At 69.0% G+C, this 15,394-nt stretch carries 8 protein-coding genes; 7 read left to right on the plus strand and 1 reads right to left on the minus strand.

The features are described from left to right. Nucleotides 1-319: 319 nt before the first annotated feature. Both ACZ619_RS25790 and ACZ619_RS25795 read left to right on the plus strand, forming a co-directional pair. Nucleotides 320-1,411, plus strand: coding sequence for a lytic polysaccharide monooxygenase (locus ACZ619_RS25790; RefSeq protein ID WP_469603308.1), 1,092 nt, complete (start codon nucleotides 320-322; stop codon nucleotides 1,409-1,411). A gap of 356 nt (nucleotides 1,412-1,767) precedes the next feature. Further along, nucleotides 1,768-5,037, plus strand: a complete 3,270-nt coding sequence (locus tag ACZ619_RS25795) for a GH92 family glycosyl hydrolase (protein ID WP_469603311.1) — start codon at nucleotides 1,768-1,770, stop codon at nucleotides 5,035-5,037. A 66-nt stretch (nucleotides 5,038-5,103) separates the two neighbouring features. Here the strand turns inward: ACZ619_RS25795 and ACZ619_RS25800 are convergent, their stop codons facing one another. Next, the gene (locus tag ACZ619_RS25800; protein WP_469603719.1) at nucleotides 5,104-8,847 is read right to left on the minus strand and encodes a GH92 family glycosyl hydrolase; all 3,744 of its coding nucleotides are present in this window, start codon (nucleotides 8,845-8,847) and stop codon (nucleotides 5,104-5,106) included. A gap of 423 nt (nucleotides 8,848-9,270) precedes the next feature. On the opposite strand from ACZ619_RS25800, the gene ngcE reads away from it, so the two are divergent. The 5 genes from ngcE (at nucleotide 9,271) to ACZ619_RS25825 (ending at nucleotide 15,311) form a co-directional block, all read left to right on the plus strand. Continuing rightward, nucleotides 9,271-10,722: an N-acetylglucosamine/diacetylchitobiose ABC transporter substrate-binding protein gene (gene ngcE / locus ACZ619_RS25805; protein WP_469603314.1), complete on the plus strand. Its 1,452-nt coding sequence runs from the start codon at nucleotides 9,271-9,273 to the stop codon at nucleotides 10,720-10,722. A gap of 28 nt (nucleotides 10,723-10,750) precedes the next feature. Then, nucleotides 10,751-11,677 (plus strand): carbohydrate ABC transporter permease, encoded by a 927-nt coding sequence (locus ACZ619_RS25810; protein WP_469603317.1) that lies wholly within the window; start codon nucleotides 10,751-10,753, stop codon nucleotides 11,675-11,677. A gap of 4 nt (nucleotides 11,678-11,681) precedes the next feature. After that, nucleotides 11,682-12,581 carry a carbohydrate ABC transporter permease gene (locus tag ACZ619_RS25815; protein ID WP_469603320.1) on the plus strand — a complete coding sequence of 300 codons (900 nt, stop codon included), beginning with the start codon at nucleotides 11,682-11,684 and terminating at the stop codon, nucleotides 12,579-12,581. Between the two features lie 304 nt (nucleotides 12,582-12,885). Next, nucleotides 12,886-14,085, plus strand: coding sequence for an ROK family transcriptional regulator (locus tag ACZ619_RS25820; RefSeq protein WP_469603323.1), 1,200 nt, complete (start codon nucleotides 12,886-12,888; stop codon nucleotides 14,083-14,085). A 122-nt stretch (nucleotides 14,086-14,207) separates the two neighbouring features. Beyond that, nucleotides 14,208-15,311, plus strand: coding sequence for a sugar ABC transporter substrate-binding protein (locus tag ACZ619_RS25825; RefSeq protein WP_469603326.1), 1,104 nt, complete (start codon nucleotides 14,208-14,210; stop codon nucleotides 15,309-15,311). The last annotated feature ends 83 nt before the right edge of the window (nucleotides 15,312-15,394 follow it).

The raw sequence follows: 15,394 nt of genomic DNA on the forward strand, positions 1-15,394 counted from the left end.
ACCGACGGACATCGAGCTCGCCGCATAACCCCAGCAACACCGAACCACACCAAACCCGACAGGGGTGCCTTGACGGAAGACATAGAGGCACCCCCGGGTTTCGGCGCACACCGTACCGCCGCCCGCAGCGGTGAAGCCATGCCGTGCCGTTTACAGTCGCCCCGGTCCGCGCTAGCTTCACAGGGGAGTGGGGTGGGAGCGCTCCCATCCGCGCGGCGGCGGACCGGAACCCGCCGCCGCGCGCAGGGCCCGCTCCCGCCCCGCGTCCGTCTCCATGACCCGCGCACGACCGTTCACCCCACACAGAGGTTGATGTGTCATGGCTATGACAAAACTACGAGATCCGTCCAGACCGCCCCGGTTACCGCTCCCCACCCGGGGCCGGGCCCTCTTCCTGACCCTCCTCGCCGTCCTCACCGCGCTGCCCGCCCTCGCCCTGATCCTGACCGCCGGCGCCCCGGCCCAGGCGCACGGCACCCCCATGAAGCCGGCCAGCCGCACCTTCCTGTGCTGGCAGGACGCGCTCACCGACACCGGGGAGATCAAACCGGTCAACCCCGCCTGCAAGGCGGCCCAGCAGGTCAGCGGGACCACGCCGTTCTACAACTGGTTCTCGGTGCTGCGCTCGGACGGCGCCGGCCGCACCCGCGGCTTCGTGCCCGACGGCGAGCTGTGCAGCGGCGGCAACACCAACTTCACCGGCTTCAACCTGCCGCGCGACGACTGGCCGGTCACCCATCTCACCTCGGGTGCGACCGTCGACTTCTCCTACAACGCCTGGGCGGCGCACCCGGGTTGGTTCTACGTCTACGTCACCAAGGACGGCTACGACCCGACCCAGCCGCTCACCTGGGACGACATGGAGGACACCCCGTTCCTCACCGTCGACCACCCGCCGCTCAACGGCACCCCGGGCACGGTCGAGGCCAACTACTCCTGGACCGGCACCCTTCCGTCGAACAAGAGCGGGCGGCACATCATCTACATGGTGTGGCAGCGCTCGGACAGCACGGAGACCTTCTACTCCTGCTCCGACGTCGTCTTCGACGGCGGCAACGGCGAGGTCACCGGCATCCACGACCCGGGCAACCCCACCGAACCCCCGCCCGGCACCTGCACCGCCACCCGCACCACGACCAACAGCTGGCCCGGCGGCTACCAGTCCGAGGTCACCGTCACCAACAGCGGTGACGTGGCGATGCTCGGCTGGATGGTCGACTGGACGCTCCCCGCGGGTCAGACGGTGGCCAGCCTCTGGTCCGGCAACGCCACCTACAGCGGACAGGACGTGATGGTCCACAACGTCGACTGGAACGGCTCGCTCAGCCCCGGGCAGAGCACCACGTTCGGCTACGTCGTCCAGGGCGACGGCGGGGACAGTGCGACCGACCTGCCCTGTCAGGTCGGCTGAGCCGTGTGATCCGCTCTGGGCGGACCCGGTGTCGGTGCACACCGGGTCCGCGAGCCGGGCAGGCGAGGGGGGTGGGTGGGCCTGTCCGGGTGGGAGTTGCTCGAAGTGCCTCTGCTGCGCCTTGCCGTGCGGCTTGTGTCGAGCTGTGTACGCGACAACGTTGTCTGATGGTCTGTACATGACTCTACCGCCCCAACCGACAACGATGTCAACCCACTTCGGTAGCCCGACCGGGTGAAACCGGACCACGCCGTCCGAGGCGCCCGCGGTCTTCCGCGACAGCGGTGGCGCACGTTACTGTCCCTGCGGCTTGTGCGACCTGTGATGCGCGACCCGTCCGGAGGAGGGGCCGCGTCATGCGTTTCCGTCCCATGTCCCTGCTGCTGGCCGCGGTGCTCGCGACCGGCGGCGCCACCCCCGCCCTCGCGGCGACCGCGAGCGCACCCCCCGAACTGGTCAAGGACCCCACGGCGTACGTCGATCCGCTGATCGGCAGCAAGAACGGCGGCAACACCTTCCCCGGTGCCGTCGTGCCCTTCGGCATGCTCTCCTGGAGCCCCGAGAACACCAGGGGCGACGCGACCAGAACGGCCGCGCCCGGCGGCTACCAGTACGACGCCACCCGCATCCGCGGCTTCAGCCTGACCCACATGTCCGGCACCGGCTGCGCGGGCGGCAGCGGCGACATCCCGTTCTTCCCGTACGCGGGCGAGGTCACCTCGTCCCCGGCGAGCGACACCAAGGACGCCGTCTACGCCTCGGACTTCGGCCACGGCGACGAGACCGCGGAGCCGGGCCACTACAAGGTCGGCCTCGCCTCCGGCGTGACCGCCGACCTCACCGCGACCGCCCGCACCGGCTCGGCCCGGTTCACCTACCCGGCCGACAAGCCCGCCTCACTGCTGATCCGCACCGCCAACTCCGAGGTCGGCTCCACCGATTCGACGGTCACCATCGACCCGGACACCCGCACCGTCTCCGGCTCGGTCACCTCCGGCGACTTCTGCGGCTACCTCGACCCCGAAGGCCAACGCGCCTACTACACCCTGTACTTCACCGCCCAGTTCGACCGCGCCTTCACCGCCACCGGCACCTGGCGGGACGACCTGCTGACCCCGGGGTCGACCACCGCCTCCGGCGGCACCGGCGGCTTCACGAACGGCGGACGGCCCGTCGCGGGCAAGGGCGCGGGCGGATACGTGCAGTTCGCGTCCGGCAGCGGCCCCGTCGGCGTCAAGGTCGGCATCTCCTACGTCAGCCGGGCCGCCGCCGAGGCCAACCTCAGGGCGGAGAACCCGCCGCGGCGCTCCTTCGACGCGGTCCGCGACGCGGCCCACCGCGCCTGGCTCGACCGGCTGGGCGCCGTCCGCGTCGGCGGCGGCACGGACCCCGACCGCACCACCTTCTACACCGCGCTCTACCACTCGCTCCTCCACCCGAACGTCATCAGCGACGCCGACGGCCGCTACCGGGGCAGCGACGACCGGGTGCACCGCGTCGCGCGCGGCCACCGGGCCCAGTACGGCACCTTCTCCGGCTGGGACGTCTACCGCGACCAGGTGCAGCTGCTGACCCTGCTGGACCCCGGGACCGGCTCGGACATCGCCCAGTCGCTCTACGAACTCGCCGGGCAGAACGGCGGGGTCTGGGACCGCTGGCTGCACGGCGCGAGCGGCACCCACGTGATGAACGGCGACCCGTCACCCACCGCCCTGGCCGGCATCCGCGCCTTCGGCGGCACGGACTTCGACCTCACGGGCGCGCTGGCCTCGCTGGTGCGGGCGGCGACCGTGCCCACGGCCGAGGACCTGTCCCCGGCCGGCAAGCCGGTGCTCTCCGCCGGACAGCGCCCGTCCCTCGACAAGTACCTGGACAAGCACTACATGCCGTCCGTGTCCAACGCCTGGGGCGGCGCCGCCGAGACCCTGGAGATGTCCACCGCCGACTTCTCGATCTCCCAGCTGGCGGCGGCCGCGGGGGACCAGGACACGGCGGCGGCCTTCGCCGACCGCTCCCAGTGGTGGCAGAACAACTTCGACATCGCCGCCGACGAGACCGGCGGCTACATCGCCAACCGCAAGGCCGACGGCAGCTGGGCCACCGGCTTCACCCCGGGCACGGGCAGCGGGTTCGTGGAGGGCACGGCCGCCCAGTACACCTGGATGGTCCAGCACGACCCCGCCGGGCTCTTCGCGGCGATGGGCGGCACCGACCGGGCCCTCGCCCGCCTCGACGCCTTCTTCCACGACAGCGACGGCGGCTGGGCCTTCACCGGCAGTGGCGGCGACAAGTCCGAGCTGGACAACGAACCCTCGATCAACGTGCCCTACCTGTACGACTACGCGGGCGCCCCGTACAAGACGCAGGAGACGGTCCGCGCGGCGATGACGACGCTGTGGTCCACCGGCCCCGGCGGCATCCCGGGCAACGACGACCTCGGCGCGATGTCGGCCTGGTACGTCTTCTCCGCCCTCGGCATGTACCCGCAGGTCCCCTCCAGGGCCGAACTCGTCCTCGCCTCACCCCTGTTCGAGCGCGTCGAGATCCACCGGCCGCGCGGCAACGACATCTCGATCAGCGCACCGGGCGCCGCGGCCGACGCCCCCTACGTCCAGTCCCTGAAGGTCGACGGCCGCACCAGCGACCGGGCCTGGCTCCCCGAGAGCTTCGTCCGCGACGGAGGCCGCCTCGACTACACCCTCGCCGCCACCCCGGACCGCGCCTGGGGCACCGGCTCCGCGCCCCCGTCGTTCCGGGCGGGCGAACAGCCGTACCAGATCGGTGTCGGGCCGACGACCGCTACCCTCGCCCCCGGTGACAGCACCCGGGTCGGCATCCGCGCCCTCGCCCTGAGCGGCGGCACCGGCCCCGAGGTCCGCTTCCGGGTGGAGACCCCGGACGGCGTCGAGGCCACCCCCGCCGAGGGCACGGTGACCGACGGCTCGCAGCAGATCACCCTGTCCACCACCGCCGGCACGCCCCAGGGCCACTACGACGTCCGGGTCTCGGTGACCTCCACCGGCACCTCCTACTCCCAGCCGGTCGCCCTCACCGTCGCCGCACCGGGCACCCTCCTCGCCGCCTACGACAACACCGGGATCTCGGACGACTCCGGCGAGCACGACGAGGCCGACTTCGACGGCGGCGGCTGGAGCTACTCCCGCCAGGCCCTCGCGGCGGCCGGCCTCACCCCGGGCGCCGAGGGCACGGTCGACGGCCTGTCCTTCACCTGGCCCGACGCCCCCGCCGGCCGCCCCGACAACGCGACGGGCGACGGGCAGACCATCGACCTCGACACCCCGGCGGCCAGGCTGTCCTTCGTGGGCAGCGCCGCCAACGGCAACCGGTCCACCACCGCGACCCTCACCTACACCGACGGCAGCACCGGCACGGCCGACCTCTCCTTCACCGACTGGACCGTCGGCGGCGGAGGCGGCACCGTCCAGTACGGCAACGAGACCGTGGCGAGGACCGCCTACCGCAACGTCGCGGGCGCCGACAAGGACCCCGTGGCCACCTACGTGTTCGCGACCAGGCCGTTCGAGGCGCCGGAGGGCAGGAGCATCCGCAGTGTCCGGCTCCCGGACGACGCCGACCTGCACGTGTTCGCCCTCGCCACCGGCTGACCGCGCAGCGGCACAGGGGGCGGACCCGCACGGGTCCGCCCCCTCCTGCTCTGCCGCGGCCGTGGCTCAGGCCAGCAACTCCACCTCCGCCAGGGTCGATTCACCGTCCAGGACCAGGCGGTAGTGCTGGTACGACCCGGGTTGGCGGATGGTGAAGGCCCGGGTCTGGAGGTCCCAGGTGAAGGTCTCGCCCGAACGGCGGTCCAGCGTCCGCCAGTCGGTGCCGTCCGCGGAACCCTGGAGGGTCCAGCCGGTCGGAGCCTTCGTCCGGTCCGCCGGCGAGGTGAGCGTGTACTGCACGCCCTTCGCGGCGGCGCTCACCGGCAGGTCCACCGACGTCACCGTCGCCTGGGTGGCCGAGGTGTTGTCGAACAGCGCGCCCCCGGGCTTGAGGACGTCCGCGCGCGGGTCCGGGACCTTGTCGTCCTGGGTGACCGAGACCGGGCCGGCGTTCTTGCCCGTGCCCCACGTCGACGGCTTCGCGCCCATCGTGAAGTCGATGACGCCGCCCTTGGAGATCAGCGAGTGGGGCAGCGAGGTCGACGTCCAGATCCGGCCGTTGACCTTCACGCCCTGCACGTACACGTTGGCCGCGCTGTTCTTCGGCGCCCTGATCACCAGGTCGCGGCCGTTCTCCAGGTGGACGGTGGCCTTCTTGAACAGCGGGGAGCCGATCGTGTAGTCGCCGCTGCCCATCACCAGCGGGTAGAAGCCGAGGGCCGAGAAGAGGTACCAGGCCGACTGCTCGCCGTTGTCCTCGTCGCCGTGGTAGCCCTGGCCGATCTCGCTGCCGAGGTAGAGCCGGGAGAGCGCCTCACGGACGTAGGCCTGCGCCTTCCAGGGCTCGCCGGCCGCGTCGTACATGTAGATGACGTGGTGGGCGACCTGGTTGGAGTGGCCGTACATCCCCATCCGGACGTCCCGTGCCTCGGTCATCTCGTGGATGACCCCGCCGTAGGAGCCGACGAAGTCGGGGGAGGCCGTCTCGGGTGTCGCGAAGTACTCGTCGAGCTTGTCGGCGAGGCCGGACCGGCCGCCGTACAGGTTGGCGAGGCCCCGGCTGTCCTGCGGGGCGGTGAAGGCGTAGCCCCAGCCGTTGGTCTCCGTGTAGTCGTAGCCCCACACGCGCGGGTCGTACGACGAGGAGTCCACCCGCCACTTGCCCTGCGCGTCCTTGCCCTGGAAGAAACCGGCCTTGGAGTCGAAGAGGTTCACGTAGTCCCGGGCGCGGTTGAGGAAGTACTCCGACTCCTCCTGGTAGCGCTTCTCGCCCGTCTTCCTGTAGAGGGCCTTGCCCATCTCGGCGATGCCGTAGTCGTTGACGTACCCCTCCATCGCCCACGACAGGCCCTCGCGGGTGTCGTCGCCGGTGTAGCCGAGGAAGGGAGAGGTCGTCATGCCCTTGCGGCCCACGCCGGACGACGGGGGTACGACCGTCGCGTTCTTGAGCGCCGCCTCGTACGCCGACTTCGCGTCGAAGTCCACGCCCTTGACGTAGGCGTCCGCGAACGCCACGTCCGAGGAGGTGCCGGTCATCAGGTCGGCGTAGCCGGGGGAGGACCAGCGCGAGGTCCAGCCGCCGTCCTTGTACTGCTGCACGAACCCGTCGACCATCTCACCGGCCTGGGAGGGCGTCAGCAGACTGTAGGCCGGCCAGGTCGTCCGGTACGTGTCCCAGAAGCCGTTGTTGACGTACACCTTGCCGTCCACGATCTTCGCGCCGGTGTGCGTCGGGGTGTCCTGGCTGGTCATCGGCGAGAACGGGGAGGCGTACTGGTAGGTCGAACCGACCTTCTCGTAGCCGGAGTTGGGGTACAGGTACAGCCGGTACATGCTGGAGTAGAGGGTGGTCAGCTGGTCGGTCGTGGCGCCCTCCACCTCCACCTTGCCCAGCAGCCGGTCCCAGACCTTCTGCGCCCGCGCCCTGACCGTGTCGAAGGAGGTGCCGTCCGGGATCTCCTGGCGCAGGTTGTCCTTCGCCTGGTCGACGCTGATCAGGGAGGTGGCCAGCCGGAGCGTCACGGTACGGTCGGCGCCCGCGTCGAAGCGCAGGTAGCCCTTCACCCCGCTGGAGCCGCCGTCCGTGACCGGCTTGTCGAAGACGCCGTAGACGAAGAGGCGGGTCGCGCCCGTCGACAGACCGGACTTCACGTCCGAGTAGCCGGTGACGACCCCGTGCTCCTTGTCCAGGGTCAGCCCCGCCTGCTCGGTGACGTTGTCGAAGACGACGCTCGCGTCGGAGCCCGGGTAGGTGAAGCGCAGCGAGGCCGCGTGGTCGGTGGGCGCCAGCTCCGCCTTGAGCCCGTTCTCGAACCGCACCCCGTAGTAGTACGGCCGCGCGGTCTCGTTCTCGTGCCGGAACGCCAGTTCGCGCGCCTCCCGGCCGGTGTCCGGGGTGCCGGACGCCGCCGACGGCATCACCTGGAAGGTCTGCCGGTCGCCCATCCAGGGGCTGGGCTCGTGGCTCGCGCTGAAGGCCTGGATCGTCGGCAGGTTGTCGTCGTCGTTGGCCCGCGCGTACTCGTACAGCCAGCTGAGCGAGGACGCGTTGGTCACCGGCGTCCAGAAGTTGAAGCCGTGCGGCAGGGCCGTCGCCGGGAAGTCGTTGCCGCGCGAGAAGCTGCCGCTGGAGTTGGTGCCCCGGGTGGTCAGCGCGTAGTCGGACAGGTGTGCCTTCGGCTTCTCGGGGGCCACCGGCCGCAGCGAGACGTCGTCGATCCAGCCGCGGAACTTGGCGGGCCCGGCGGGGGAGTCGTACCCGACCAGGATGCGGTCGACGGTCTTGCCGGCCGCGACCGAGCCGATCACCGAGGAGACGTCGTTCCACTGGTTGACGTACAGCGCCTTCGAGGCGCCCTGACCGCGCGGCGAGAGCGTGAACCCGTGCTGGTCGACGGCGCCGAGGCCGCTCAGGTAGGTGCCGTCGGTGAAGGCGAGGTCCACCGCCACGTTCGTGGCGTCGTAGTCCAGGTCCCCGTCGGCCATCGACGGGAAGATCCGGTACGCCAGCCGTGTGTCGCGGCCGACCTTCACGTTCACGTCGAAGACCTTGTTGTACGAGTACGCCTGGCCGCTCGCGGTGTGCCGTCCGGCGTAGCGCAGGGCATGCGTTCCGGTGAACCCGGCCCGCGCCTTGGCGGTCGGCGAGCCGCTCGGGCCCCGGTCGACCAGCGAGAGCATGTCCTGGGGCACGGGGCCGCCGCTGCCGCCCGTGGAGAACTGCACGTCGGCGATCTGAAGGATGCCCGAGGCGCCGTTGTTCCGGGTCACGTCGAGCCGGAAGTGCTGGTACTCGGCGGGCGCGGCGAGGTCGTACGACCTGGTCTGGAACCGCTCCGGGAAGGACTCGTCGGTCCGGGTGTCGAGGGTCTTCCAGTCCTTGCCGTCGGCCGAGCCCTGGAGGGTCCAGTCCCTGGGGTCGCGTTCGGCGTAGTCGTTCGCCGAGGTGAGGGCGTACGTCACCAGCTTGACGGGTTTGTCGAGGTCGAACTCGACCCAGCCGGTGGGCTCGAAGGTGAGCCACTTGGTGCCCGGCTCGCCGTCGACGAGGTTCTCCTTCACCTCGCCCGCGCCGGTGTTCTCCGCGCTGGCCCGGAGGTCGGTGACATGGTCGGTGACGTTGCCGGGGATGCCGGTGCTGTAGCCGCCGTCCACGCCCGAGGCGCGCGGGGCGCCGTCCGGGCCGGTGTCGACGGTGTCGGTCCAGTCGGGCGCGGGCTCGCCGGACTCGAACGAGGATGCGAACTGGGTGGCGGTGGCCGGTGCCTTGGCGGGCAGGGCGACCGCGGCTCCCTGGGAGCTGAGCGCCATGACTACGGCGGCCGTGATCACGGCCGCCGTACCGGATCTGTGTCCTGTTCTTCGCTGCGTCTTCCGCTGCATCAAAACGGGTACCCTCCCTGCCACACGAGACAACGTTGTCAGATGCGAGGCGCAGGAACCAGTAGGTGGTCAAGTGGCCCTTGATGTCAAGGGTGTTGGGTGCGGCATTCAGGGGGCTATGTCGCCTCTTTTTCCGGCAAGCCGTACACAGGTCGCTCATATTTCCGGCAGGTCTCAACTAGGAAAAGACCCGCGGCCAACCTTGCATTCGATCTTGCCCCGTCGGCGGGAAGTGGACTATACCTGTCGGCGTTTCCCGCATGACTTCCTGCACTGCCCAGCACTACCCGACCGCGGTGCCGGGAGGATCCGGTTCACCGCCTGAGTCCTGGAGAAGGCGAGGACTTGAGCATGGGATCCACTTCCGCACCGAACCACGGTTTCGAGGGTGTCGGCCGCCGCGATCTGATCAAGCGGTCCGCCGCGCTCGGCCTGATTTCCGTCCCCACCGTCGGATTCCTCTCCGCCTGCGCCAGCAGCGGCGGAGGCGGCCAGTCCAAGGACAAGGCCGGCAAGAAGACGGCCGAGAACCCGCTCGGCGTCAACGACTCCGCACAGATGGAATTCGTCCTCTTCGACGGCGGTTTCGGCAAGGAGTACGCCGAGGACGCGGTCAAGATCTACGAGAAGGACTTCCCGAAGGCCAAGGTCAAGTTCTCCGCCACCCAGAAGATCCAGTCCACCCTCCAGCCCCGGTTCAACCAGGGCACCCCGCCGGACCTCATCGACAACTCCGGTGCCGAGCAGATGGACATGGGCGTCCTGGTCGGCAAGAACCAGCTGGCCGACCTCACCCCGCTGCTGGACGCGCCGTCGTACGACGACCCGGACAAGAAGGTCCGCGACACGCTGCGCCCCGGCATCGTCGAGATGGGCCAGTTCGACGGCGACCCGGTCTGGATCATGTACTACGCCTACACGGTCTACGGCGTCTGGTACTCGCAGAAGGCCCTGGACTCGCTCGACGCCGAGTACCCGCAGACCTGGGACGAGATGCTCGCCGTCTGCGCGAAGGCCAAGAAGAAGGGGATGGCGGGCTGGACGTACGCGGGCAAGTACCCGTACTACATCCCCTTCTCGCTCTACCCGATGATCGGCAAGGTCGGCGGCGTCGAAGTCCTGAACGCGATCGACAACCTGGAACCGAACGCCTGGAAGCACCCGGCCGTCAAGGCGTGTTTCGAGGCCTACTACGAGCTCTACAAGAAGGGCTACATCCTCAAGGGCACCCCGGGCCTCGACCACATCCAGTCGCAGACCGCCTGGGCGCAGGGCAAGGCGCTGTTCATCCCGAACGGCTCCTGGGTGGAGAACGAGTCGGCGAACGTCATCCCCTCCGACTTCGATCTCGCGGTCTCGGCGCCCACCGGCATCGACAAGAACGACAAGATGCCGTTCGGCACCATCTGGGCCTCCGGCGGCGAGCCGTTCATCGTCCCGGCCAAGGCCAAGAACGCCGAGGGCGGCATGGAACAGCTGCGCATCATGCTCAGCGAGGCGTCCTCCAAGAACTTCACGAGCAAGGTGAAGTCGCTGACCGCGTACAACGGCGGCACCGACGGCATCACCCTCACCCCGGGCCTCACGTCCGGTGTGGCCGCGCTGAAACTGGCCGGCTCCAACGTGGTCAACCCGCGCCTCCAGGACTGGTACGTACAGCTCCAGAAGGAGAAGATCGGGGTCTCCGGCCTCGGCGAGATGATGGCCGGCCGGCTCACCCCGGCCGAGGCGATCAAGAAGATCCAGGGCTTCGCCGACGAGGCCGCCAAGGACAGCTCGATCAAGCACTACAAGCACCAGTAGGACACACCCTCACGGCACCGGAGTGGCGATGCAGCACGGCAAGTACCGGTTCATTGTGGGGTTTCTGGCGTTGCCCCTCGGACTGTACGCGCTCTTCGTGGTGTGGCCGTTCGTCCAGTCCATCTACTACTCGTTCACGGACTGGACCGGCCTCAGCCCCGAATTCAAGATGGTCGGCCTGGACAATTACCGGAGGATGCTGCACGACGAGATCTTCTGGAAGTCCTTGCAGCACAGCTTGATGTTCGCGGTCGTGCTGCCGCTGGTGACGATCGGGCTGGCCCTGTTCTTCGCCTTCATGATCAATGTCGGCGGCGGCCGGCGGAAGGGCGGCCCGGCCGTCTCCGGCGTCCGGGGCTCCTCCTTCTACAAGATCGTCTACTTCTTCCCGCAGGTACTGTCGATCGCGATCGTCTCGCTGCTGTTCGCCTTCGCGTACAACCCGGACAGCGGCGCGATCAACTCCCTGCTGCGCGGGATCGGCCTCGGCGGTGTCCAGCCCCTGTGGCTGGGCGACCCGGGCCTCGCCCTGTGGTGCGTGATGGCGGTACTGGTCTGGTCCACGGTCGGCTTCTTCGTGGTCCTCTTCTCCGCGGGCATGGCGTCGATCCCCGCCGACCTCTACGAGGCCGCGCTGCTGGACGGCGCCGGCCGCGCCACCACCTTCTTCCGCATCACCCTGCCGCTGCTGTGGGACACCGTGCAGTCCGGCTGGGTCTACATGGGCATCCTCGCGCTCGGCGCCGAGTCGTTCGCGGTCGTGCAGATCATGACGACCGGACCGGGCGGGCCCGACTACTCGACGACCGTGATGGTCCTGTACGTGTACCAGAAGGCGTTCCGGGACGGTCAGGCCGCCTACGCCACCACCATCGGCGTCGCCCTGCTCGTCGTCACGCTCGCCTTCGCGGCGGTCGTGATGCGGCTGGGCCGTCGCGAGCGGCTGGAGTACTGAAGCGATGACGACGACCGAGACCGATGTCACCGTCACCAAGACCGAGCCACCCGCGCCCGAGCCGCCCCGGCGCGGGCGCGAGGGCGGGGTCCTCAACGCCTTCTCGCACGGCATCCTGGTCATCTGGGCGGTCATGGTGGTGATGCCGCTGCTGTGGGCGGTGATGACGTCCTTCAAGGACGACCGCTCCATCTTCGGCTCGCCCTGGGCGCTGCCCGACCGGCTGCACTTCGAGAACTGGGCGCGGGCCTGGACCGACGCCAACATGGGCGACTACTTCCTGAACACCGTCCTGGTGGTCGGCGGTTCGCTCGTCGGCACGCTGGTCCTCGGTTCGATGGCGGCCTACGTCCTCGCCCGTTTCGACTTCCCCGGCAACCGGTTCATCTACTTCCTGTTCATCGGCGGCATGAGTTTCCCGATCATGCTCGCGCTGGTCCCGCTGTTCTACGTCGTGAACAACATGGGCCTGCTGAACACCATCCACGGCCTGATCCTGGTCTACATCGCGTACTCGCTGCCGTTCACGGTCTTCTTCCTGACGGCGTTCTTCCGCACCCTGCCGACCTCCGTGGCCGAGGCCGCCTTCGTCGACGGCGCCTCGCACACCCGTACGTTCTTCCAGATCATGCTCCCGATGGCCAAGCCGGGCCTGATCAGTGTGGGGATCTTCAACTTCCTCGGCCAGTGGAACCAGTACATGCTCCCCACGGTTCTCAACACCGACCCCGACAAACACGTGCTCACCCAGGGTCTGGTCCAGCTCGCGGTCAGCCAGGGCTACAAGGGCGACTGGTCCGGTCTCTTCGCGGGCCTGGTGATGGCGATGCTGCCGGTACTTGCCGCATACATCGTCTTCCAGCGCCAGGTGGTGGCGGGACTTACGGCGGGAGCTCTGAAGTAAGGCCCGGCTTGCTGATCTAAAGGTGCGCGAGTAACTGCGCGACCAGCCACGACGGCGCCGCAGGCGCCGGTGAACGCCCTCTCCATCCCCGCTCCGACCTGCTTCGCAATGGCCTAGACATGTCCAATGCATGGCCGTGGGGAAACCGGTGAACCGCCAATGATTTCTGTCAAGGTCTTGACGCCGGTAACCCGTTCAGCAGAGCTTGGAGTTCATAACTTGTAAGTGGCCCGGTTCCGTAGGCGTGACCTGGGTCACCTTGGCGGCGCCGTGGCCGCCTTCGATGGCGGGAGTGGATGGGTCGATGGAGACTCCGGGGTCGCAGTCGTCGCTGCACCGAGCCAACCTGGAACGTGTCGTACGGGCCGTACGTCTGGCCGGATCGCTCACGCAGGCGGAGATCGCGCGCACGACCGGTCTGTCGGCGGCGACGGTCTCCAACATCGTGCGCGAGCTCAAGGACGCCGGAACCGTCGAGGTCACGCCCACGTCGGCGGGCGGACGCAGGGCCCGCAGCGTGAGTCTGAGCGGTGACGCCGGCATCGTCATAGGGGTCGACTTCGGCCACACCCACCTGCGTGTCGCGATCGGGAACCTCGCCCACCAGGTGCTGGCCGAGGAGTCCGAGCCGCTCGACGTGGACGCCTCGGCCAGCCAGGGCTTCGACCGGGCCGAGGAACTGGTCAACCGCCTGATCGCGGCGACCGGCGTGGACCGCTCGAAGATCGCCGGCGTGGGCGTCGGCGTCCCCGGGCCGATCGACGTGGAGTCCGGCACCCTCGGCTCCAGCGCCATCCTGCCGGGCTGGATCGGCGCGAGACCCGCCGAGGAACTCAGAATCCGCCTCGGAGTGCCCGTACACGTGGACAACGACGCCAACCTGGGCGCTCTGGGCGAACTGGTCTGGGGCAGCGGCAAGGGGGTACGTGATCTTGCTTACATCAAGGTCGCCAGCGGCGTCGGCGCCGGACTGGTGATCAACGGCAAGATCTACCGGGGTCCCGGCGGCACGGCCGGGGAGATCGGGCACATCACGCTCGACGAGGCCGGCCCCGTCTGCCGCTGCGGCAACCGCGGCTGCCTGGAGACCTTCGCCTCGGCCCGCTACGTGCTGCCGCTGCTCCAGCCCAGTCACGGAACCGATCTGAGCATGGAGAGCGTCGTACGGATGGCCAGGGACGGTGACGCCGGCTGCCGTCGGGTGATCGCCGACGTCGGCCGTCACATCGGCAGCGGTGTGGCCAATCTCTGTAATCTGTTGAACCCCAGCAGGGTGGTTCTCGGCGGCGATCTCGCCGAGGCCGGAGAGCTGGTCCTGGGACCCATCAGGGAGTCCGTGGGGCGCTACGCCATCCCCAGCGCCGCACGTCAGCTCACCGTGCTCCCGGGGGCGCTGGGCGGCCGTGCGGAAGTGCTCGGTGCGCTCGCCCTCGCGCTCAGTGAGATGGGTGATTCGACGCTTTTGGACGGCTCGCTGCCGGCGGCGACACCTGCCTTCACTTAGAGAACGAATGGCGCCGTTGCCATCTCGTTAAGTATTTACTTCTTGACGCCGAACGCACGGCCGAGTTGACTTCCAGCCACCTCGGCCGCAGCGTTGCGGCCCTGTCAGGGAGGCACCCCCAAATGAACGCAACGACGCGTAGAGTCGTGATCGGCACCGCCGCGGTTTCCATGGCGCTGTCACTCGCCGCCTGCGGCAAGGCCGGCGACGACAAGAAGAGCGACTCGTCCAGCAGCAGCTCCTCCGGTAGCAAGACCATCGGCCTGCTGCTCCCCGACAGCGTGACCGCGCGCTACGAGAAGTTCGACAAGCCGTACTTCGAGGCGCAGGTCAGCTCGCTGTGTGCCGACTGCAAGGTCGAGTACGCGAACGCCGCGGGTGACTCCGCCAAGCAGGCCCAGCAGGTCAGCAGCATGGTCACCAAGGGCGTCAAGGTCATCGTGATCTCGGCCCAGGACTCCGCCGCCATCAAGTCCTCCATCCAGGCGGCCGTGGACAAGGGCATCAAGGTCGTCGCGTACGACCGCCTCGCCCAGGGCCCGGTGTCGGCCTACGTCTCCTTCGACAACGTCAAGGTCGGCGAGCTCCAGGGCCAGGCCCTGCTGGACTCCCTCGGCTCCAAGGCGACCAAGAAGTCGAAGGTCGTCATGATCAACGGTGACGACGCCGACCCGAACGCCGCCATGTTCAAGAAGGGCGCGCACGAGGCCCTCGACGGCAAGGTCGACATCGCCTACGAGCAGTCCGGCCTCTGGAAGGACACCGTCGCCGCGCAGAAGGTGAAGGCGGCCATCACCCAGCTGGGCGCCAAGAACATCGCGGGCGTCTACTCCGCCAACGACGGCATGGCCGGTGGTATCGCCACCACCCTCAAGGGCGCCGGCATCAGCGGCATCCCGCTGACCGGTCAGGACGCGGAGCTCGCGGGCATCCAGCGCATCGTCGCCGGCACCCAGTCCTCCACGGTCTACAAGGCCTTCAAGCCGGAGGCCGACGCCGCCGCCACCATCGCGGTGAACCTGCTGGAGGGCAAGAGCATCTCCTCGCTCGCCACCACCACGCAGACCAGCGGCTCGGGCGACAAGGTGCCCTCGCAGCTGCTCACCCCGGTCTCGGTCACCAAGGACAACATCAAGGACACGGTGATCAAGGACAAGCTGTACACCGTCGCGGACATCTGCACCGCCGACTTCGCCAAGGCCTGCAAGGCCGCCGGCCTGGAGTAGTCCGGCCGGCGCCCCGGAGCCGCCAGGCCCCGGTCGCCGAGCACCCGGGTGATCGCAGTACGACACCCGGGTCCCGGCCGCCC

It is taken from the genome of Streptomyces sp. NPDC104367 (assembly GCF_055583825.1).

Bases quoted from the DNA above. Each gene is read 5' to 3' on its own strand.
- ACZ619_RS25790 (WP_469603308.1), top strand. From the start codon at position 320: ATGGCTATGACAAAACTACGAGATCCGTCCAGACCGCCCCGGTTACCG.
- ACZ619_RS25795 (WP_469603311.1), top strand. From the start codon at position 1,768: ATGCGTTTCCGTCCCATGTCCCTGCTGCTGGCCGCGGTGCTCGCGACC.
- ACZ619_RS25800 (WP_469603719.1), bottom strand. From the start codon at position 8,847: ATGGCGCTCAGCTCCCAGGGAGCCGCGGTCGCCCTGCCCGCCAAGGCA.
- ngcE (WP_469603314.1), top strand. From the start codon at position 9,271: ATGGGATCCACTTCCGCACCGAACCACGGTTTCGAGGGTGTCGGCCGC.
- ACZ619_RS25810 (WP_469603317.1), top strand. From the start codon at position 10,751: ATGCAGCACGGCAAGTACCGGTTCATTGTGGGGTTTCTGGCGTTGCCC.
- ACZ619_RS25815 (WP_469603320.1), top strand. From the start codon at position 11,682: ATGACGACGACCGAGACCGATGTCACCGTCACCAAGACCGAGCCACCC.
- ACZ619_RS25820 (WP_469603323.1), top strand. From the start codon at position 12,886: ATGGAGACTCCGGGGTCGCAGTCGTCGCTGCACCGAGCCAACCTGGAA.
- ACZ619_RS25825 (WP_469603326.1), top strand. From the start codon at position 14,208: ATGAACGCAACGACGCGTAGAGTCGTGATCGGCACCGCCGCGGTTTCC.